The organism is Oceanobacter antarcticus (assembly GCF_044962685.1).
In the GTDB taxonomy this organism is placed as follows: domain Bacteria; phylum Pseudomonadota; class Gammaproteobacteria; order Pseudomonadales; family Oceanobacteraceae; genus Oceanobacter; species Oceanobacter antarcticus.
Map to the genome: position 1 here is coordinate 150,948 of NZ_JBBKTX010000002.1, position 21,519 is coordinate 172,466.

At 53.4% G+C, this 21,519-nt stretch carries 18 protein-coding genes; 7 read left to right on the forward strand and 11 right to left on the reverse strand.

The window, feature by feature from the left end; genetic code table 11:
- Nucleotides 1–24: 24 nt before the first annotated feature.
- From WG929_RS02325 to ccoN, 7 genes are all read right to left on the reverse strand, one after another.
- A complete protein-coding gene (locus tag WG929_RS02325; protein WP_416204732.1) occupies nucleotides 25–2,508 on the reverse strand; it encodes a heavy metal translocating P-type ATPase in 2,484 nt (827 codons plus the stop codon).
- Nucleotides 2,505–3,008: a FixH family protein gene (locus WG929_RS02330; RefSeq protein ID WP_416204733.1), complete on the reverse strand. Its 504-nt coding sequence runs from the start codon at nucleotides 3,006–3,008 to the stop codon at nucleotides 2,505–2,507. The genes WG929_RS02325 and WG929_RS02330 overlap by 4 nt, the downstream gene beginning before the upstream one ends.
- A gap of 225 nt (nucleotides 3,009–3,233) precedes the next feature.
- Nucleotides 3,234–4,640, reverse strand: coding sequence for a cytochrome c oxidase accessory protein CcoG (gene ccoG, locus WG929_RS02335; RefSeq protein WP_416204734.1), 1,407 nt, complete (start codon nucleotides 4,638–4,640; stop codon nucleotides 3,234–3,236).
- A 218-nt stretch (nucleotides 4,641–4,858) separates the two neighbouring features.
- Complete coding sequence (ccoP, locus tag WG929_RS02340; protein ID WP_416204735.1) at nucleotides 4,859–5,779, reverse strand: cytochrome-c oxidase, cbb3-type subunit III; 921 nt, start codon at nucleotides 5,777–5,779, stop codon at nucleotides 4,859–4,861.
- A gap of 2 nt (nucleotides 5,780–5,781) precedes the next feature.
- Nucleotides 5,782–5,961 (reverse strand): cbb3-type cytochrome oxidase subunit 3, encoded by a 180-nt coding sequence (locus WG929_RS02345; protein WP_369857588.1) that lies wholly within the window; start codon nucleotides 5,959–5,961, stop codon nucleotides 5,782–5,784.
- A gap of 4 nt (nucleotides 5,962–5,965) precedes the next feature.
- Nucleotides 5,966–6,571, reverse strand: a complete 606-nt coding sequence (ccoO, locus tag WG929_RS02350; RefSeq protein ID WP_416204809.1) for a cytochrome-c oxidase, cbb3-type subunit II — start codon at nucleotides 6,569–6,571, stop codon at nucleotides 5,966–5,968.
- A 15-nt stretch (nucleotides 6,572–6,586) separates the two neighbouring features.
- Entirely contained in the window at nucleotides 6,587–8,020 is a 1,434-nt protein-coding gene (gene ccoN / locus WG929_RS02355; protein ID WP_416204736.1) for a cytochrome-c oxidase, cbb3-type subunit I, read from the reverse strand.
- A 364-nt stretch (nucleotides 8,021–8,384) separates the two neighbouring features.
- Between ccoN and WG929_RS02360 the strand changes: the two genes are divergently transcribed.
- On the forward strand, nucleotides 8,385–9,041 hold the full coding sequence (locus WG929_RS02360; RefSeq protein WP_416204737.1) for an alpha/beta family hydrolase: 657 nt from the start codon (nucleotides 8,385–8,387) through the stop codon (nucleotides 9,039–9,041).
- Between the two features lie 7 nt (nucleotides 9,042–9,048).
- On the opposite strand, the gene WG929_RS02365 is transcribed toward WG929_RS02360, so the two are convergent.
- From WG929_RS02365 to WG929_RS02380, 4 genes are all read right to left on the reverse strand, one after another.
- The gene (locus tag WG929_RS02365; protein ID WP_369857591.1) at nucleotides 9,049–9,330 is read right to left on the reverse strand and encodes an antibiotic biosynthesis monooxygenase family protein; all 282 of its coding nucleotides are present in this window, start codon (nucleotides 9,328–9,330) and stop codon (nucleotides 9,049–9,051) included.
- A gap of 79 nt (nucleotides 9,331–9,409) precedes the next feature.
- Nucleotides 9,410–9,799 (reverse strand): roadblock/LC7 domain-containing protein, encoded by a 390-nt coding sequence (locus tag WG929_RS02370; protein ID WP_416204738.1) that lies wholly within the window; start codon nucleotides 9,797–9,799, stop codon nucleotides 9,410–9,412.
- Between the two features lie 122 nt (nucleotides 9,800–9,921).
- Complete coding sequence (locus tag WG929_RS02375) at nucleotides 9,922–10,452, reverse strand: GTP-binding protein (RefSeq protein ID WP_416204739.1); 531 nt, start codon at nucleotides 10,450–10,452, stop codon at nucleotides 9,922–9,924.
- A gap of 250 nt (nucleotides 10,453–10,702) precedes the next feature.
- Nucleotides 10,703–12,400, reverse strand: a complete 1,698-nt coding sequence (locus WG929_RS02380) for a beta-ketoacyl synthase (protein ID WP_416204740.1) — start codon at nucleotides 12,398–12,400, stop codon at nucleotides 10,703–10,705.
- Between the two features lie 117 nt (nucleotides 12,401–12,517).
- Between WG929_RS02380 and WG929_RS02385 the strand changes: the two genes are divergently transcribed.
- The 6 genes from WG929_RS02385 to WG929_RS02410 all read left to right on the forward strand — a co-directional run bounded on the left by WG929_RS02385 (nucleotide 12,518) and on the right by WG929_RS02410 (nucleotide 21,504).
- Nucleotides 12,518–13,507: a GlxA family transcriptional regulator gene (locus WG929_RS02385; protein ID WP_416204741.1), complete on the forward strand. Its 990-nt coding sequence runs from the start codon at nucleotides 12,518–12,520 to the stop codon at nucleotides 13,505–13,507.
- Between the two features lie 432 nt (nucleotides 13,508–13,939).
- On the forward strand, nucleotides 13,940–16,591 hold the full coding sequence (gene aceE / locus WG929_RS02390; protein ID WP_416204742.1) for a pyruvate dehydrogenase (acetyl-transferring), homodimeric type: 2,652 nt from the start codon (nucleotides 13,940–13,942) through the stop codon (nucleotides 16,589–16,591).
- Nucleotides 16,592–16,603: 12 nt separating this feature from the next.
- Entirely contained in the window at nucleotides 16,604–18,568 is a 1,965-nt protein-coding gene (gene aceF / locus WG929_RS02395) for a pyruvate dehydrogenase complex dihydrolipoyllysine-residue acetyltransferase (protein ID WP_416204743.1), read from the forward strand.
- 651 nt (nucleotides 18,569–19,219) lie between these two features.
- Nucleotides 19,220–19,372, forward strand: coding sequence for a hypothetical protein (locus tag WG929_RS02400; protein ID WP_369857598.1), 153 nt, complete (start codon nucleotides 19,220–19,222; stop codon nucleotides 19,370–19,372).
- Nucleotides 19,373–19,484: 112 nt separating this feature from the next.
- Complete coding sequence (locus tag WG929_RS02405) at nucleotides 19,485–19,793, forward strand: hypothetical protein (protein ID WP_369857599.1); 309 nt, start codon at nucleotides 19,485–19,487, stop codon at nucleotides 19,791–19,793.
- Nucleotides 19,794–19,950: 157 nt separating this feature from the next.
- Complete coding sequence (locus WG929_RS02410) at nucleotides 19,951–21,504, forward strand: carbon-nitrogen hydrolase family protein (RefSeq protein WP_369857600.1); 1,554 nt, start codon at nucleotides 19,951–19,953, stop codon at nucleotides 21,502–21,504.
- Nucleotides 21,505–21,519 lie beyond the last annotated feature (15 nt).

Sequence of the window (21,519 nt, forward strand, 5' to 3'; positions counted from 1 at the left end):
AGTGGCTGCCGTTATAACCCGGCATTATACCTGCGGGGGGCCATCGGCTGCATCCGGTTTGGATACCCGGGACAGCCTTAGGGCGTTACTGACCACCAACAGGGAACTGAACGACATGCCGATGGCTGCTGCCCAGGGGGGAATGTAACCTGCGGCCGCTACTGGCAGGGCAAGCAGGTTGTAAAGCAGTGCCCAGCCAATATTCTGGTATATCACTTTCCGGGTGCAGCTGGCGGTGTCCAGAGCCTGCAGCAGGCTGTCCAGGCGTCCGCTGGTCACCAGCGCATCCGCACTGGTTTTGGCCAGGTCGCTGGCATCGCTGACGGCAATCGCAATATCAGCACCAGCGAGTACCGGCACATCGTTAATGCCATCTCCGACCATCAAAACGCGTTCTCCCTGCTGTTGCCACAGGCGCACCTGTTGCAACTTTTGCTCGGGAGACAAACCGATCCATACGTCGTTGATACCCAGTTGTGTGGCCAGCAGTTGGCCAGAAGTACCGGGGTCGCCGGTGAGCAGCGCCGTTTTTATCTGGCGTTGGTGCAAACCTCTGACCAGGCTGGTCGCGGATTTTCTGACGCTGTCGCCCAGTCGAATCCAGGCAACGGCTTGCTCATTGACGCTGAGCAACAGCCATTGCCCCTCCTGCTGATTCAGATGACTGGTATCGGGTTTGGCCGTGGCTGGCACAGCAAAATCGGGCCGACCCAATCGAACGGGCAGGGACTGTTTTGCCGTTGGATGCCAGAAGCCACAGATACCGGCACCGGTCTGTTGCTGGACATCGCTCACTGTGGCGGGACGAATACGGCGAAAGGCGCGTGCAATCGGGTGGCTGCTGGACTTTTCCAGACCGGCAGCAACGGCGAGGATGCTTTCTCTATCCAGGTCGCCTGTCAATACCACTTCTTCAATGGTGAGTTTGCCCTGGGTGAGGGTGCCGGTCTTGTCGAAGACAACCCGATCTATGGTCGGCAGGGATTCCAGTACATGGCCCTTGCTGATCAGCAAACCGGCTTCCCGCAGGGCGCCGGTCGCGGCGGTCAGGGCGGTGGGCGTTGCCAGCGACAGGGCACAAGGACAGGTGACAACCAGCACAGACAAGGCAATAAAAAACGCGTGATCATTACCTTGCCACCACCAAAACAGCAACACACCCGAAGCAATCAGCAAAACGGCGGCAACAAAGTGGCTGGCAATACGGTCGGCGATCAGGGCAATCTTGGGCTTTTCCTGCTGTGCCCTGTCCATTAGGCGCACAATGGTCGACAGTTGGGCTTCTGCACCGGTTGCGGTTACTTTCATGGTGATCGGGCTTTCGATATTGATAGTGCCGCCAATCAGATGATCCTGACGGCGTTTGGTAACCGGCAGGTATTCTCCGGTCAGTGCTGCTTCGTCGACGGAACTCTGGCCATTGACAACAATGCCATCGGCCGGAATCGCCTGTCCCGGTTTGATCAGCAACAAATCCCCTGGCTTGACCTCTTCACTGGCGATCACCGTTTCGGTGGCTGTCGGGGTATCGTCGCTCAGCCGCAAGGCGACATTGGGCAGCAAGGTCAGCAGATTGTTGCCGGACTTCCCCATGCGGTGGCGGGCACGCATTTCCAGATAACGCCCCAGCAGCAAAAAGAATGTGAACATGCAAACCGAGTCGAAGTAGACCTCCTTCCCCTGGTTGAATGTGCTCCAGATACTGGCGCAGAAGGCCAGAATAATGGCCAGGGATACGGGTACATCCATGGTCAGATGGCGAACCTTCAGATCGCGAATGGCCGCTTCAAAAAACGGCAGAGCAGCGTATAGCACAACCGGCAGCGTCAGCACCATGGAGGCCAGACGCATAAAAATTTCGTATTGCTGGGCCATACCAACGTAGAGCGGCACCGCCAGCATCATCACTTGCATCATGCCGATACCCGCGACGGCGAGACGGCGGATGCTGCGTTTACCTTCGTCAGTACGTTGCTGTTCGGCGACGGTGGCAGAAAAAGGCGAGGCGCGGTAGCCGAGGCGGTAGATTTGTTCGATCAGACTGGAGACTGGCAGTTGCTCCGCTATCCAGCGTACAACCAGGCGGTGATTGGAGAGGTTGAGAACGGCCTGATCGACACCCGGTAACGCATTAAGGCGATGTTCTATTAACCAGGCACAGGCCGCACAGCTGATGCCATCGATCACCAAGGTTGCCTCTGCCATGCCGTTGCCCAGCTGCGCAACAAAACGCCGCTGCATCGCCTCGCTGTCGTACAAGGTCAGCGAATCCCGGGCTTGCAGTGCATCATCATCGAGCTCAGCCGGAGACAGTTCCGGTAGTGCGGTGCGGTGCTTGTAATAGTCTTTCAGACCACTGGCGACGATGGTTTCGGCAATGGCCTTGCAACCCGGACAGCACATCGGTTGTGACTGGCCGTCGATCAGGGTTGACCAGCGTTCTGCTGCGGACTGGCTGACATGTTCACCGCAATGAAAACACTGGCTGGTATCGGAATGCCGTGTCATTGGGCGTTTAATTGCACAACCTTGCTGTCTTCCAGCAGTTCTTTCGAGCGCACGCGCCAGCCCTGATCAGGACTTTGTAACCACAAGTAGCGGCGGGCAGGTAGTTTTATTTCGGCAGCACCGACGTAGAGACCTGGCTCTACCCGCTGTAGTATGACGTCGAGATCCTGATCCTGCAGAGTCGGGTGAATCAGTTTTAGTAACAGCGCATCCGGTTCTTTATCCAGCTGTCCTTCCAGTGTCAGGCGCGCTTCGTGGTTGGTAAATACCAGGCTGCTGCGAATGTGCAAACGCACGGCCTGGTGATCCATTTCGACATTTTCGGTATAGCTGACGCCATCCTTGTAATAACTGTCGCTTACCAGCGAATCCTTGGTGCTGACTGCGAGGGTTATCATGACCATACCCCAGCAAACGGTGACGGCAGGAATGCCGACAATTAGCCACATTAAGGGTTCTTTGTACCAGGGTTGGGCAGGCTGCTGGGTATCTGATTTCATAGTGCTCTCTGGGATCTCGACTGCTGGCAGGGCCTGTTGGGGCCTATTATTGCTCCAAGGTTCCGCTGCCCGAAAAAAATGCCGCCCAAGTGTAACCACTTGGGCGGCGAGTCTCTAGAGTCCTCGGCAAGTCATCGTCGGCAGACTTGATGCAGAGCAGAGCGCGGGGCGCACTGAAATCTAGCCCTGCTAGCCCACATTGAGCAACAGCAGGGATGAGGCTCGCTAGTTTTTTGGGGCGATAAAGCGGCTCTCTTCGCGGGCAACTTCTTTGCCATCCTGCTGATCCACCACGACAAATTCGATGTCGGTTTTACTGGAGGGAAGCTTGGCAATCGCCGGGTCAATTTCAAGGTTAACGGTAATCTCGCGCAGTTCATTCACCCTTATTTCATGGATCTCGGGCGCATCCATATTGACGGCTGGAAGTCCTTCAACCCTGAGCTGGTAGGTTCGGGGCTGTTGCGACATATTCATCATTTTCAGGGTATAGCTGTTGGTGACGGTATCGTTGGGAGTGACCCGGTAGAGGCTGCCACGATCCCGTTCGATATCCAACTCGAAAGGCACCCGGCTGGCAATGGCATAAACAAAAGCAGACATCATAACCAGCAGCATAAAGGCGTAGCCCAGCAGTCTGGGGCGCATCAGGTGGGTGGGTTTGCCTTCCAGTTCGTTTTCCGTGGTGTAACGGATCAATCCCTTGGGCTTGTTCAGCTTATCCATAATGGAGTCACAGGCATCGATACAGAGGGCGCAGCCGATACACTGATATTGCAGCCCATCCCGAATATCAATGCCGGTTGGACATACCTGAACACACAATGAGCAGTCGACACAGTCGCCCAGCTGGGTGGTATCGGTTTCCTGTTTGGCTTTTTTGCTGCGTTTTCCGCGCGGCTCACCGCGATTAATGTCGTAGGAAACCGCTAACGTGTCAGCATCGTACATTACCGATTGGAAACGGGCATAAGGGCACATGTAAATACACACTTGCTCACGCATCCAGCCAGCATTGATGTAAGTCGCCAGGGTGAAAAAAGCAATCCAGAATATTTCCCAGCCATTCAGTGCAGCCGAAAACATATCCGGGATCAACTCACGAATGGGAGAGAAGTAGCCAACAAAGGTGACCCCGGTTGCGAGTGCGACAAATAGCCACAGGGTATGTTTGAGGGCTTTTTTGCGCAGCGTGCTGGTGGACATGTTTTCCTTGTCCATCTTGATGCGTTGATTGCGGCTGCCTTCCACGCGTTCTTCGATCCACATAAACAGGAATGACCAGGCTGATTGGGGGCAGGTGTAACCACACCAGACCCGGCCTGCAAGGTTGGTAATCGTGAACAGTCCAAAGGCGGCAATAATCAGCGCGAATGACAGCAGAATAAAATCCTGAGGCCAGAAAGTGACACCAAAAATATTGAACTGGCGCGCCGGTAGATCAAAATAGACGGCCTGGCGACCACCCCAGTTAATCCATACCGTGCCGTAGTAACCCAGCATGAGTGCCCACAATGAATAGGTTCTCAGTTTCTGAAAGAAACCGATAATTTCTCGTACATATATTTTTTCACGCTTGGCGTACATGCTCTCGGACTTGGGTGTGACGTCTTTGACAGGGATGTTACTCATGACAGCTAATCACCTTGTTTGCTTGTGTTGGCTGGCGTAGCAGGTGGGGGCCCAAAAGGCACCTTCGGATCGTCAGCAGATCTATATAATGCTGTGATTATATAGTTCGTACGCAGTTGATATATCGAAAAAAAGCGGCCATTGGCCGCTTTTTCCCCGTTCATTGCCGCAGCTCAACATTGTGGTTATGCGAGCGGTTGGCTGAGGCAATCATGACATCACTTGTTGGACAATGAGTAAACGTACGTGGCCAGCAGGTGAATCTTGGCGTCAGCATTAGCACCAAGGATTTCCTTATGGGCAGGCATTTTACCGCTGCGGCCATAACGCAGAGTCATTTCGATCTGCTTGCTGGAGCCGCCGTACAACCAGGTTTCATCGGTCATGTTAGGGGCGCCCATCATCTGGTTACCCTTGCCGTTGGCACCGTGACAAATGGCACAGTTTTGCAAGAACTTGGGCGCTGCTTCCTCTGCCAGAGTGGCATCGTGCTTCAGGCCAGACAAGCTGCGAACATAGTTCACCATCTGGTTAATGCCTTCATCACCCAGAATGGCACCCCAAGCCGGCATGGCACCCTGACGGCCGTTGGCGATGGTCTGGACGATCTGTGCCGGAGCACCGCCATACAACCAGTCTTTGTCCGTCAGATTAGGGAAGCCAAGCGCACCTTTGGCACCGCTGCCGTGGCAGACCGAGCAGTTACTTTTGAACAGGCGCTGACCAGTTTGTAACGCATCATCGTTATGAATCAGCTCAGCAACCGGAGTTGAGGAGTACTGGGCATAAAGAGGTGCGATTTCCTGGTCGAACGCCTGGACTTCCGCTTTCCACTGATTGGTCTGGCTCCAGGGAACTTCCTTGCCGTCTACGGTAACGGTCAGGAATCCCTGGTAGTTGCCCAGACCAAAAGAAGCCAGATAGCCGAGGCCAAAAATAATGGTGCCCCAGAACATGAACACCCACCAGCGTGGTAGCGGGTTGTCAATTTCTTCAATGCCATCATAGCTGTGACCGGTGGTCTGGTCGGTTTCTTCTTTGCGCATACCGCGACTGGTGTACATGATCAGCACACCACAGCCAATAATGGATCCCAGTACAATGACGGAAACCCATACTTGCCAGAAAGTACTTAACATAATTACTTGCTCCGATCTTTATCGCCGTGCTTGGGGAGGCCATCATCGTCATCAAGAAATGGAATATCCCCATCGTCTTCGAAACGTTTCCTGCGACTGGAGCCATAGGCCCACCAGAAGATTGCCAGCATCGCTATCAGAGCGAAGATCGAACCCAGCCCGCGCACGTCGTTAATATCCATGGGATTACCGTTTAGTGATCACTGTGCCCAACTGTTGCAGGTACGCAACCAGGGCTTCGATTTCGGGTTTGCCATCAACGGCTGCTTTAGCACCTTCGATGTCGTCATCTGTGTATGGCACGCCTACCATGCGCAGGGCTTCCATCTTTTTCGGTGTATCACGCCCATCTACCTTGTCTTCAAACAACCAGGGGTAGGACGGCATGATGGACTCGGGTACAACGTCACGCGGGTTGTACAGGTGCGCACGGTGCCATTCGTTGGAGTAACGGCCACCGACGCGAGCCAGGTCCGGGCCAGTACGCTTGGAGCCCCACAAGAACGGGTGTTCGTACACGGATTCGCCCGCCACAGAGTAGGGTCCGTAACGTTCGGTCTCGGCACGGAATGGGCGTACCATCTGGGTGTGACATACATGGCAGCCTTCGCGGATGTAGATGTCACGACCTTCCAGTTGTACCGCGTTCAAGGGTTTTAGGCCTTCAACTGGCGTGTTGGTGTCCTTGGCGAAGAAGAGCGGCACAATTTCTACCAGCCCACCCCAGCTAAGAGCGATGACGATCAGTACCACCATTAATGGCATACTTTTTTCGATAGTGTCGTGCTTAATCATCTCAATAACTCCTTACGCCTGAGCGGTTGCCGTGGCGGCAATGTCTTTCTTGGCCGCACGCACGGTCATGTAGACGTTGTAAGCCATGATCAGCATGCCCGCCAGGAACAGTGCGCCGCCGATAACACGACCAACATATCCGGGATGTGAGGCCGAGACGGATTCAACAAAGCTGTAGGTCAGGGTGCCGTCCGGATTGACCGCGCGCCACATCAGGCCCTGCATGATGCCGTTAACCCACATTGCAACGATGTAGAATACGGTGCCGATAGTGGCCAGCCAGAAGTGCGTATTAATTAACGCAATAGAGTGCATTTCGCCCGCTTTGCGGCCGAACATAATCGGAATCAGGTGGTACATGGCACCGATAGAGACCATGGCAACCCAGCCCAGTGCACCGGAGTGTACGTGGCCAATAGTCCAGTCAGTATCGTGGGAGAGGGCGTTAACGGTCTTGATGGCCATCATCGGGCCTTCAAAAGTCGACATGCCGTAGAACGACAGGGAAACCACCAGGAAGCGCAAAATCGGGTCGGTACGCAGTTTGTGCCAGGCACCAGACAGCGTCATCATACCGTTAATCATACCGCCCCAGCTGGGGGCCAGCAGAATCAGCGACATTACCATGCCGGAGGTTTGTGCCCAGTCTGGCAGAGCAGAGTAATGCAGATGGTGAGCACCAGCCCAGACGTAGATCGAAATCAGTGCCCAGAAATGCACGATGGACAGACGGTAGGAATACACCGGGCGGCCAGCTTGCTTGGGAACGAAGTAGTACATGATGCCGAGAAAGCCTGCTGTAAGGAAGAAACCGACGGCGTTATGACCCCACCACCACTGCACCATGGCGTCAATGGTGCCCGCGTAGATGGAGTAGGATTTGGTCAGGGAAACCGGGATCGCCAGGTTGTTACCAATATACAGAATCGCGATCATGATCATGAAGGCGGCAAAGAACCAGTTGGCCACGTAGATGTGCGTTTCCTTGCGGATCGCCAGCGTGCCAAGGAAGTTTACCACATAGGCCACCCAGACAATGGCGACCAGAATATCAATTGGCCATTCCAGTTCGGCGTATTCCTTGGTGGAGGTCAGGCCCATTGGCAGGGTAATGGCTGCCAGCACAATGACCGTGTTCCAGCCCCAGAAGGTAAAACTGGCCAGTGTGTCTGAGAACAGGCGGGTACGGCAGGTGCGCTGCACAATGTAGTAGGAGCTTGCAAACAGGGCGCTACCGCCGAATGCAAAAATAACCGCGTTGGTATGCAGCGGGCGCAAGCGTCCGAAAGACAGCCATGGGGTATCAAAGTTGAGTGCGGGCCATGCCAGCTGGGCAGCGATGAATACACCGGCTGTCATGCCAACTATGCCCCACACAACTGTCATGATGGCAAATTGTCTTACCACCTTGTAGTTGTATTCGGGATGGTCGATTGCTGTGCTCATGATTGGATTCCAATAACAGCGTGGGATTGAGGGTTCTAAATTTTGGCGACACATTATCGGGCGGTTATTGCCGCTTTGCAAATAAACGTCCGGCAACTGCCTGATATTTCAGGGATATAGCACTCGTGGAATGCATCCTGTTTGCCCATTGTAATTGAGAATTAATATCAATAAATGATATGGCCTTACTCGACTGTTATTCGGGCGGTTTTCCGTTATAAATACCGGTAATCCGGTGTTTGTAGCGGTGCCAGTTATCATAAGGCTGACGTCTTTGTTGACCTTGACCTAACGCAATGAAGCCAAAAACGACATAAATCGAGCGCTTGAAAAGCGGAAATTACGACCAAAGTGGTAACACCAAATGACAGAGAAAATTTGTTTTCAGGCAGAAGCCAGTCATCAGGATCCTGACGTTATACTGGTTCACGGTGCCGGCGCCGGTCTCGAGTCGGATTTTCTGGTCGCGGCAAGAGTGGGATTCGAGGCCCGGGGCGTTACCGTAACCGGGGTGGAATTTCATTATATGGCCCAGTCGCGGGCATCTGGAAAACGCCGTCCGCCACCACCAGTTAAGCGTTTGGTCGAGGAATTAGGTGATGTTGTTCGTGTGATGGAGAAGCCGGTGGTGATCGTTGGCAAGTCGATGGGCGGACGTGTTGCTTCGATGCTGGCATTGCCGGGTATGGCTCCGGCTAATTTGTCCGGGGTTATTGTATTGGGCTACCCCTTTCATCCACCCGGCAAGGAGCACACGCTCAGAGTCGAGCATTTTGACCGTATCTCTGTGCCATTGATGATTTTACAGGGCAGCAGGGATCCATTTGGCAAGCAGGCTGAGATCACGGCATTATTTGGCGAGAGGCACTGGCCTGATGAGATTGAATTGCTCTGGCTGGACAGCGGTGATCACGACTTTCAACCGGCAAAACGTTCTGGTAAAACCCGTGAATCGTTGCTGGATGAAGCTCTGGATGCTGCGGTGACGTGGCTGCAGCATCGTCGGCTGGGCAGTGTCTGAGCCTGAATCAGGCGGTCAGTATACTGATACGTTCTTCACGCATCAGAATTGGCTGGATTGCGGCAATGACTTCGCGGCGTTCGCTGGATACTGCCCAGCGTTCCCAGTCCTGCAAGCTTTGCCAATTGGTAATAATAATGCGGTGATGGTGATCTCTGGCGTCTTTATAGGAGGCTCCGGAAACGTAACCAGGCGCTTCAAGAATCGCCCGCAGGGTGTGTTTGATGGCATCTTCATAGGTCGATTCCATATCGTCTGCGATACGACGATCGATAATAACCTTGATCATGTGGTGCTATTCCTGAGTCGGTTGGTTGTGCAGACACTAGTGCGCTGGATTATACAAATCAAGCCCGTCCCATGTCTCTTTAGTCGAGCAGGCTGCGTAACGCAGTGACTGCGTTGGTGGTATTCAGCAGTACCTGGCCGAGATTGGCAGACGGTGTGGTCGAAACGGCAAGCACCGCATCCTGACCGATATGCGTCAGTAGCATAACGCCTTGGCTACCCATGACCATCACCTGATTCAGTTCGCCGATATCTACCTCTTGGGAAGCACGCTCGGCCAGTACCAGCAAGGAAGCGCTCATGGCTGCAAAAATATCGCTATCAATACCGTCTCCCAGTGCTGAGGCAATAATCAGACCATCGGTTGTCATGGTGGCAGTGGCCAGTATTGCCCCTTCGGAGTTTGAAATCATGCTGCGTAATATGTCAAAAATCCGCGTCGCTTCGGGATGTGTAGAGGTTTCATTCATTACTTGGTTTCCTTTTGGAACAGGCGTCGTGCAATCGGGTCTGGATGCCCGGCAAGGCTGATTTGCCACGTAGCGCCATTACTTCAACCATTATCAACCATGACTGCTGTTAATCATTGCTGCTACTTCAAGCCCAGCTCTAGAATAGAGAGCAAGCTCATCAGCATGACTTCGACGTCTTCAGCCTTGCGGGCATCCACTTCATATACCGGTGCATTGATGCCCATTTCTTGCAGCTTACTGATGTAGACTGCCAGCGGCGGATTGGTCGATAGATCCATACGTGTAATACCAACAACCAACGCATTGTTGTCAATGAATTTACGAAATGCCTCAACATAGGTGACCATATCGTCAACTGGATTGGCTGCGGCATTGTCGATCAGCAGCACCAATCCCAGGCCACCTACGGTCAGGACGTCCCACATAAAGCTGAAGCGGGTCTGGCCCGGAGTGCCAAACAGGTGGACTTTCTCGCCACCAGGAAGATTGATCAGACCATAGTCCATTGCCACAGTGGTGGTGTCTTTACGCAAGGCAACGTCGTCACTGGCTCTGGCTTCCGTTTTGACTACCGGTACATCGCTGATAGCGGCAATTGCGGTCGTTTTACCAGCGCCTACTTGCCCGCCGAAGATAATCTTGTATTCCATGTTTTCCTTGGCCCGAGTGGGTGAATCGATCTGATAGTCTACTGATCATTTACTTCCAGCAATGAGGTTTCAGCCGCAAATTCGTCAGTTCCTGAGTGATTTGCCCGTGCTTTGGACGCGCGCTGCCTGGAGATCCTCTGAGCTTGGCTGGTGATAGCAAGCGAGTAAAGCTCAGAAGTGTCAATGCCAACAGCGACAGACAAATACCCAGGTAACCGCAGGGGTGACCTGACCCAGGCTGGCCTTAAACTTAAAGCGGAACAGCCTGATCCCACCCTGAAATACGAATTTCCTGGTCGCTGATGGTCAGATCGGCAGGTTCCAGCACACTTTCACCAAAGTGATAGCGTGGGCGGGTTGTTCCTGCGGTGGCGTCGCTGTCGTACTGGTGTGCAGTTTCTGCCACCGTTTCATTACGATCCTGGTAGTGACTGAGCTCGCTTGTACTGTAACGCTGTGCGATCAGCTGGCGGGTTTTGGCCGGTGAAATAATCATGGCGGAGGCATTATTGCCGCCAAAGCCTTTGGCATTAATAAAGGCAACCGGGAGTTCGGCCGGGTCGATCTGCTTGTCCTGCAGGACAAATGCCAGCTGTTGCTGGTGCACATCATCCGCAATCTTGTGGGTTGTTTTGATGCCGGGGATAAACCCTTCGGCCCAAGTTCCCAGTGTGGCGCTGAGTTGATCGGCAGAGGCGGCCGACAGGGAATGTCCGACATACGCCTTGACGGCCGTGACCGGCCAGTTTTCCAGTTTGAAGGCACTGGCCAGTTGCTGATAGATATGGGATTCGGTCACCCGGTTCTGGGGCGTGCTGCTGCCATGGGCATGGACAAAGGTACCGTGACGCAAGACATCCTCACCAAGCAGGCGGCGGGCGCTACCAACGACCTTGCCCATGGTGAGGTAATTGCCGATACCAGGGTTGGAGATAGACTTCTTGTAGCCGTCGGCATTGACCTGAACATCGCCAACGCTGCCGTGGATGGTCAGCCCCAGCTCCAGCGCCAGTTTGTCATCCGTCAGAATAAAAAACTGCGCCGATTCTGCAATGGTAAAGCCACAGTTGTCACCGAATGGTCGGCTGGCGCGACGGAGATCCGCCGCTGCAGTGGCGGGAATATTGTCCAGATCCCGTAGTTTCTGTTCCGACGCCAGCGCCGTCATGGCGTTGTAACCTTCGACGATTTCCGGCACCAAGGGGGCTTCAGAATTGCCCACTACGACCACACGGCGCTTGCCGTTTTCTATGTCTTCTCTGGCGAGGCGCAAATTGTACAAAAAGGTGGCGCAAGCCGCAGACATACAGCCAGTTGTACCAACGTTGCCAAGCACATAGGCGTTAATAAAATCGGCCGGCATCTGGTTCATGCTCATGGCGCATTGCTTGGATGAGGTGCGCTTGCCCAGTAAGGCCGACTGCATCATGCCACCGTTACCATTGCTGTCTTGCTGACCCATGGAAGAGCCAGCATAAACGGCTATTTCATCCGGGCCGACGTGCTGGCACAGGGTTTCCCAGTCGATTCCCAGCGAGCCGAGGGCATCCGATGCGGCATAGACGGCCATTTGCAAACCACGCGGGTGGTGCAGTGAGCGATACAGGGTTGCCGGGTCAAAACCCGCAGGCAGCTGACCGGCGCTTTGTACGGCAAGGCGACGGTGCGTCAGGCGCCAGCAGGGGTTGCCGTCTTCATCCTTGAACGGTTTGTGAAAAGGCACTGCCTTGGCGTCCCATGGCACATTGTCCCACTCGCGTACCAGAGTGCCATTCAGAATGGCATCTTCATCGGTGGTTGCCATCAGACTGGCAAGACTGGCAAGTGTCTGTTCGCGTTTGACGCCGGTGAGTGAGTCCAGAATCATACGGCGAAACGCATGATGGCCCGAACTGCGGCCTGCGGCATTGATTCCACCAAAACCGGTTATTACTGCCAGATTTTTCATAATCGAGGCCCCAAAAGTATTTTCGCTATCTTACGGGCATCAAATTTCCACCTAGTAGGTTGATATGGACAAAAGATAAAATGATAGTGTCGTTATGTGACGCATAGGAGAGACACTTTGTTGCAACATGTGACGGTATTACTGGTTGAGCAAATGCTGACTTCCAGTATTGCAATCCCGGTCGAAATGCTGGAAGCAGTACGTGCCCGATTAAAAGTAGCGCGGCAGGGGAATGTGAGCTTCAACATTGAAACCGGAGTGGCGGAGCCGGGAGACATATCCAGTCTCGGGGGGCTGAGACTTTGCCCGGATCGAACCCTGGCTGAAATTGAATCCACCAGCCTGGTGGTCGTACCGGCCCTCTGGCGCAACCCTCGGCGAGTGTTGCAGACCCATGCCAGCGTTATTGGCTGGATTGCTGAACAATATCGGCAAGGAGCCAGTGTGATCTCGGTGGGTACCGGAGTCTGTTTGTTGGCCGCCAGCGGTATTCTTAACGGCAAGCCAGCAACGACGCATTGGCATTATCAGGATCGTTTTACCGCAGATTACCCACAGGTGCTGTTACAGCGCCAGCACTTGTTGACCCAGGCCGGGCGTATTTATTGTGCTGCCAGCGTTAACTCCGGGGCCGATATGGTGATTCATTTTATTGGTCAAACCTGGGGGCGGGACATGGCATTGCAAATTGAGCAGCAGTTCTCTCCAGAGGTACGGCAACCGTTCGAAAACAAGGTGTATTCTATTGGTGAGGGTGCACGACACGCGGATGAAGAGATTGCGCTGGTGCAGGCTTGGATGCGCCAGTATTTGCGGGAACCTTTTTCACTCGGTCTGCTCGCAGAAAGGGCCGGGTTGAGTGAACGACAGTTTATGCGCCGCTTCAGACAGGTCGTGGGAGTAACGCCACTGGTGTATCAGCAGACCATTCGCTGTCAGGCCGCCCGTGAATTGTTGCAGCACAGTAACTTGTCTGTTGCGGATGTTGCACAAGAAACGGGTTTTGGCGACAGCAGCTACTTTATCAAGATCTTTCGTCGGTTGCAGGGGCAGTCGCCGGGTGAATTCCGGAAAAAGGTACGCGGTAAATTATTTACCAGTGGCTAGGCAAAACGTGCCTGATATTTCCATCGAAAATCGATACTGGCATTAAAATCATCCATAGTTTTCAGTGATTCTGGTTATTCTCAATGCTTATAGTTCAGTGGGAATAGGGTGTGGAGGGCGATATTTGGCTTTTCATTTCTTTGCGTGTTTGACGGTAAGTAACGTTGCCTGGTTGTAAAAAAACTACGGGGAGGCGTTGTTTTCTTGTTTGGGACGCGGCAGACTGTCGCCCGTCGTCTGGGCCTGCTACTCCTGACCCTCGGAGTATTACGACCAGAGACCAAGAATTTTTAGCCTATAAAACGGGGTCAGATATTGTCGATTATCGTAAAAGGGATAATCAACAAGACCAGATTTTAGGGGTTACCAGGCTCACAAGGCCTTCACCCGCGCCTGATCCGGGCGCATGTATAAGAAGACTGGGAGTTCCGTATGACACAAGATGTCGATATCTACGAAACACAAGAATGGCTCGATTCACTCCACGCTACCATTCGCCACTCAGGCCCCGAGCGTGCTGCCTTCTTGCTGAAAGCACTGTTTGATCACGCTCTGTCGAAAGGCGTCGACCTGCCCGCCGCCATTACTACACCATATCGCAATACCATCGCTGTCGATAAGGAACGGCGTATGCCGGGCGACCTGTTTATGGAGCGCCGCATTCGCTCGCTGATTCGCTGGAATGCCTTGGCCATGGTGATGCGCGCTAACGACAATGATGAAGGCCTTGGTGGTCACATTGCATCGTTCTCTTCTGCGGCTACCCTGTATGACATCGGTTTTAACTACTTCTTCCGTGGCAACGATGATGGCCATCTTGGCGATCTGATTTACTTCCAGGGTCACTCTTCACCCGGTATCTACGCCCGTTCCTATCTGGAAGGCCGTTTTGACGAATCCGAACTGGACAACTTCCGGCGTGAAGTTGATGGCGGTGGTCTGTCTTCTTACCCACATCCGTGGTTGATGCCGGACTACTGGCAGTTCCCGACCGTTTCTATGGGCCTTGGCCCGATCCAGGCGATTTATCAGGCGCACGTGATGCGTTACCTGTCCGCCCGTGATCTGGTCGCTCGTGGTGATCGTAAAGTGTGGGCATTCCTCGGTGACGGCGAGTGTGATGAGCCGGAAACACTGGGCGCTATCTCGTTGGCAGGCCGTGAGCAGCTGGAAAACCTGGTCTTCGTGATTAACTGTAACCTTCAGCGTCTGGATGGTCCTGTGCGTGGTAACGGCAAGATCATGCAAGAGCTGGAAGGTGTCTTCCGTGGTGCTGGCTGGAACACCATCAAGGTGGTCTGGGGTCGTCATTGGGATGTACTGCTGGAAAAAGACAAGTCCGGTCTGCTGCAGAAGCGTATGGACGAGGTGTGTGACGGCGAGTTGCAGAACTACAAGGCCAACGGTGGCGCTTACACCCGTGAGCACTTCTTTGGCAAATATCCAGAACTGCTGGAACTGGTCAAGGATATGTCGGACGACGACATCTTTAATCTGAACCGTGGTGGCCATGACCCATTCAAGGTCTACGCTGCTTACTCGGAAGCCATGGAGAACAAGGGATCACCAACCGTGATTCTGGCTCAGACGGTGAAAGGTTATGGTCTGGGTGAAGCAGGTGAGGCGGTAAACCCGACGCACTCGGTGAAGAAACTGGATAAAGCCGCACTGCGTAAATTCCGTGACCGTTTTGGTATCCCGCTGAGCGACGACGAACTGGAAACGGTTCCTTATTACCGTCCAGCGCCTGACAGCCCTGAAATGCGTTACATGAAGGAACGTCGTGACAAGCTGAACGGCGTTGTGCCTTCCCGTCGTGCCGATTTTGAAGCGTTGAAAACTCCGGCTCTGGAAGCCTTCAAAGGCCAGCTGACCGGTTCCGGTGATCGCGAGCAGTCGTCGACCATGGCATTTGTCCGGGTACTGTCGCAGCTGGTGAAAGACAAAGAAGTCGGCAAGCGTATTGTGCCTATCGTGCCTGACGAAGCCCGTACGTTCGGTATGGAAGGTATGTTCCGCCAACTGGGTATTTACTCCTCAGCCGGTCAGAAATATACCCCGCATGACTCTAATCAGATCATGTACTACAAGGAAGACAAGAAAGGCCAGATCATGGAGGAAGGCATCAACGAAGCCGGTGCCATGTCTGCCTGGGTAGCGTTGGCAACAGCTTACAGTAACAGTGCCTGCCCGATGGTACCGTTCTATGTTTTCTACTCAATGTTTGGTTTCCAGCGTATTGGTGACCTTGCCTGGCTGGCCGGTGATATCCAGGCCCGTGGCTTCCTGATTGGTGCCACTGCCGGTCGTACCACATTAAACGGCGAAGGTCTGCAGCACCAGGATGGCCATAGCCACCTGATGGCGCATACCATTCCAAACTGCCGGTCGTATGACCCTACCTATGGCTTCGAACTGGCGGTGATCATCCAGGATGGTCTCAAGCGTATGTACGAAGACAAGGAAAACTGCTTCTACTACATCACCACCATGAATGAGAACTACGTTCATCCGGAAATGCCAGTAGCTGCTGAAGAGGGCATTATCAAAGGTATGTACTTGCTGAAAGAAGGCAAGAAATCCAGCGGGCCTCGTGTTCAGTTGATGGGTGCCGGTACGATTCTGCGTGAAGTGGAAGCCGCTGCGGTTATGTTGCGTGAAGACTATGGTGTTGAATCCGATGTCTGGAGTCTGACCAGTGTTAACGAACTGGCGCGTGATGGACAGGCCTGTGAGCGCTGGAACCTGATCAACTCTGAAGCAGTACAGAAAGTGCCGTACATCACCCAGTGTCTGAGTGAGCAGGACGGCCCGGTTATTCTGTCTACCGACTACATCAAGACCTATGGTGAACAACTGCGCGCCTATGTGCCGGGTGATTTCAAAGTGCTGGGCACCGATGGTTTCGGACGTTCGGATACCCGCAAAAAACTGCGTCACTTCTTTGAAGTCGACCGCAGCTTTGTGGTTCTGGCGGCACTGACCAGCCTGGCCAAGCAGGGCAAGTTCGACACAGCAGAGTTGCCAAAAGTGCGGCAGAAGCTGGGCATCGATGCCAACAAAGCTGATCCGACCACAGTTTGACAGGAGACTGATATGAGCAAAATGACTGTAGAAGTGCCCGATATTGGTGGTGCGGAAAACGTTGATGTAATTGAAGTCTCGGTTGCTGTTGGCGACATGGTGGAAGTCGATCAGGATCTGATTGTGCTGGAAACCGACAAGGCCTCGATGGAAGTACCTTCTCCGGCGGCTGGCAAGGTGATTGAACTGCTGATCAGCGTCGGTGACAAGATCAACGAAGGCGCGCCGATTCTGGTATTGGAAACCGCTGCGGGTGAAACCGCAGTGGTTGCGACACCGGTTGAAGCGCCTGCGCCTGCACCAACTGCTGCGCCTGCTCCTGTAGTAGCTCCTGCAGCTACTGCCAGTGGTGGCAGCAAACAGATAGAACTGATCATTCCAGACCTGGGTGGTGCCGACGAAGTTACCCTGATCGAACTGTGTGTCGAGCCTGGTACTACAGTTGCCGCAGAGGACTCACTGCTGGTACTTGAAACTGACAAGGCATCGATGGATGTTCCTGCCCCTGAAGCCGGTAAAATTATCGAGTTCAAGGTTGCGGTTGACAGTAAAGTCAAAGAAGGAGATGTCTACGCCATCATGGAAGTTGCTGGTGCAGCTGACGTTGCGGCATCGGTTGTAGAGCCAGCAGCAGCCCCTGTTGCTGCAGCTCCAGCGGCTGTTGCTACGCCCGCCGCAGCGCCTGCTGCCGAAATGGAACTGGCCTTGCCGGATCTGGGCGGTGCTGATGGTGTGACCGTGATTGAATTGTGTGTGGCTCCGGGCACCGCAGTAAAAGCAGAAGATTCACTGATTGTACTGGAAACCGACAAGGCGTCCATGGATGTCCCGGCACCGGAAGACGGTATTCTGGTGGGCTTCAAGGTGAAAGAAGGCGATACCGTCAGCGAAGGTGATCTGTACGCCATCTTCAAACCTGCAAGCGCAGCAGTAGCAGCGCCTGCGGCTGTTGCGGCTCCGGTAGCGCCTGTTGCGGCGGCTCCTGTTGCGGCTCCAGCCCCAGCCCAGGCACCTGTTGCAAAGGCCGGTACTTTGGCCGAAACAGAAGCCAAGCCTACCGACGTATACGCGGGTCCTTCTTCCCGTCGCCTGGCGCGCCAGCTGGGTGTGAATCTGGGCAAGGTGAAAGGCAGCGGTATTCGCGGTCGTATTACCAAGGATGATATTCGCAACTACGTCAAGGAAGCACTGAAGCGGGCCGAGCAAGTACCCGTTGCCAAGGCTGCCGTGACCGGCGGGACTGGTATTCCACCGATCCCGGCAGTCGATTTCAGCCAGTTTGGCGAAATCGAAATGGTCAAGATGAGCAAAATCAAGAAGGTGACGGCGGTTAATATGTCGCGTTCCTGGTTGAACGTGCCTCATGTGACCCAGTTTGACGAAGCTGATATCACCGATCTGGAAGAATTCCGCAAGTCAATGAAAGCGGAATCAGAAAAGGCGGGTGTCAAACTGACGCCGATGCCATTCCTGATCAAGGCGGCAGCGATGGCGCTGCGTGCAGAGCCAAGCTTTAACGTATCGCTGCACCACGACGGTGAGCATATGGTGCACAAGAACTACGTGCACATCGGTATTGCCTGCGATACACCAAACGGCCTGATGGTACCGGTACTGCGTGATGCTGATAAAAAGGGTATCTACCAGATTGCCAAGGAAACCAACGACCTGATCAAGGCCGCTCGAGATGGCAAGCTGAAACCTCGCGATATGCAGGGTGGCTGCTTCACCATCTCCAGTCTGGGTGCCATTGGTGGTACCGGCTTTACACCGATCGTGAATGCGCCAGAAGTGGCCATTCTGGGTGTTTCCAAGGCACAGATGAAACCGGTCTGGAATGGCAAGGAATTTGTTCCGCGCAATTTGCTGCCGCTGGCTGTGTCGTACGATCACCGTGCGATCAACGGTGCTGACTGTGGCCGCTTCTTTACCACGCTGGTGGCGATGATTGCGGATATCCGTCGAGTACTGTTGTAAGTCCTTCACCTCGTGTGTGAAGTAAAAGAGCCAACAATTTGGGGGTTGGCTCTTTTGTGTTCCCGCAGTCAGACGATTGCAGGGAACTGCTTGTTTACCGGCCTTTTGGCCGGTTTTTTGTGTCTCCGATTCACTGCTTTGAACATCTGTTCGTCGCACTTTCCAACGCTTTTCTGCGTTATCTGACACCCTCTTACGTGCGTTAGCGGCACAATGACGGTTCAAAAAAGATTGTTATTCCAGGATGAATCGATGAATAAATTGGCGGGTGTTGTACTGCTGTTGTGTACGATTAGCGGTTTGGCAATGGCGGATGATAGGGACGGAGAGCGTGGCCAGCATGGTCAGCGACCACCGGCATTCGCTGATCTGGATAGTAACTCGGATGGTGTGATCTCTAGGGGGCGTTCTCAATTGGTCAATCGGACCTGCTGAGAGCCCGTTGGCTTCAGAACAAGGCATGAGGAGTGTGGTTTGGCGTGCTAAATAAGCGACGAATAACACCGTTCTGGAGTCAACTGGCCTCAGCCCGAAGGGTTATGGTTAAAAATCCATCATGCGGTGTTGTTGAACTTGAAAAGGGCCCACCATTCTCTGCGTTCAACGCCTTGCCTGATGGAATTTTTCTCCATAACAGGACGCGTTAACTAATTGAGAACGCCCCCTAGTGATGAAGCTGCCAGTATTCCACCGCTGGCTGAGCACTTCAGTGAGATGGATACCGATGGTGACGGTGTGCTGACAGAAGAGGAAATGTCGGCTCATATGCCGCGCCCACCTAAAGCTGACAGCAACGACCGTTAACCTTGCGATGGTCTGGAGTGATGGTCTGGGGTGATGGTCTGGGGTGATGGAGAGGAGCAGATCACGTTCCCCGTGTTAGCATCGGGTTTCATTGATGAAAACCGAGGTCAGGATGCAAATACCTTTTAATATTCCCGTAGATGCGGATGCGGAATGGGCAATACTGGAAAATATTATCCGTACGATATTATCCGAGCGTGACGCTCAAACAGCACTTCAGGACGAAGTGGTCGCACGGATGCAGCAGGTCTGGGTTGATCATCAATTCAGTCATACCGTGACGATACCGGATGATGAGCAAGGGCAAGGGATGCAGGCCGTGCTGGAATTACATTCCGCAATGAAGGCCCATGTAACCAAACTGATCTTTGGACGCTTGTTACTGGAAGTCGAACTGGCGCAAGCCAAGGGCTTGAATTGAGACCAGTGCTACGACTGCACTTTCTGGCAAGGATGCTTTCACCAGCTCTTACACCAGCAGACTGACGTTGGTCAGGTGACTTTATCAGGGTGACTTTGCGGGAACTTTCACGGCTTAATGGCGTTTACAGGTTCTTATTCTTCAGGAAGTTGCTTTTATGACCCAGCCTAATGATCCAACCCATGATGTTCGCTTGCTGATGCGCAGTCTGCGCCAAAAAGATTACGCCGACATCAAGTCGATTATGGATAAGGTGTATCCCGGTCTGGGCGGTGGCTGGCCGTTAAAAAACTATCAGTCAATGCTCAACCGTTTCCCGGAAGGGCAAATTTGTATTGAAGACGGTGGCCGTGTTGTGGCGGCTGCATTTGCCGTCATTGTGGACTACGCCAATTTTGGTGACGACCACACCTACGAAGAAATCACCGGTAATGAAACGTTGGCATCACATGATCCAGATGGTGATGTGTTATACGGTGTTGACGTCTTTGTTGACCCGGATTACCGCAACCTGCGTCTCGGACGTCGGCTGTACGAAGCGCGCAAGGAGCTGTGTCAGAACCTCAATTTACGCGCCATATTTGCCGGCGGCCGGATTCCTGGTTACCAGGATCATTCACGCGAGATGACGCCCCAACAATATATCCAGGCGGTGAAACGTAAGGAGCTTTACGATCCGATTCTGACATTCCAGTTGGCCAACGATTTTGATGTTAAACGAGTGATCAAGGGCTATTTACCCGACGACAAGGAATCTCATGGCTATGCGACCCTGCTGGAATGGTCGAATATCTATTATGAAGCGCGCGAAGCCAAACTGTTTGGTGCCCAGAAAACCTCGGCCCGGATTGGCTGTGTGCAGTGGCAAATGCGAGAAATGCACAGCGTTCAGGAAGTCCTGCAACAGGTTGAGTATTTTATTGATGCCCTGGCTGACTATCGTTGTGATGTGGCGTTGTTTCCGGAATTTTTTAATGCCCCGCTGATGGGGATGGCACCGGATAAAAATTACGTTGAGTCAATCCGCTACCTGGCCAGTTTCAGTGAACAAATCAAGGACGAAATATCCCGCCTGGCGGTGTCGTACAATATCAACGTTGTTGCCGGTTCCATGCCGGTGATCGAAAATGATGAGTTGTATAACGTAGCCTATCTGATGCGCCGCGATGGCTCGGTGGAAGAACAGAAAAAAATCCATATTACCCCGCACGAAAAACGCGACTGGATCATGCAGGGCGGCAATCAACTGCAATTGTTCCAGACTGACTTTGGCAAGGTCGGTATTCTGATCTGTTATGACGTCGAATTCCCCGAGCTGGCACGTATCCTCAGTGAACAGGAAATGCAGATTTTGCTGGTGCCATTCTGGACCGATACCAAAAATGGCTATTTGCGTGTCCGCCGTTGTGCCCAGGCGCGGGCCATTGAAAATGAATGTTATGTGGCGATCGCTGGCAGTATTGGTAACTTGCCACAAGTGGATAGCCTGGATATACAGTATGCCCAGACGGCGGTGTTTTCACCCTCCGACTTCTCTTTTCCACACGATGCCATCATGGCGGAAACCACCCCCAATACTGAAATGACACTGATTGTGGATGTTGATCTGGCCAAACTTCAGGAAGTCAAAAATGAAGGGTCGGTGACCAATTTTCTCGATCGTCGCCGCGATTTATACCGGGTTGAGTGGATCGGTTCCGAGACTCGTTGAGTCTGCCTGAGCAGG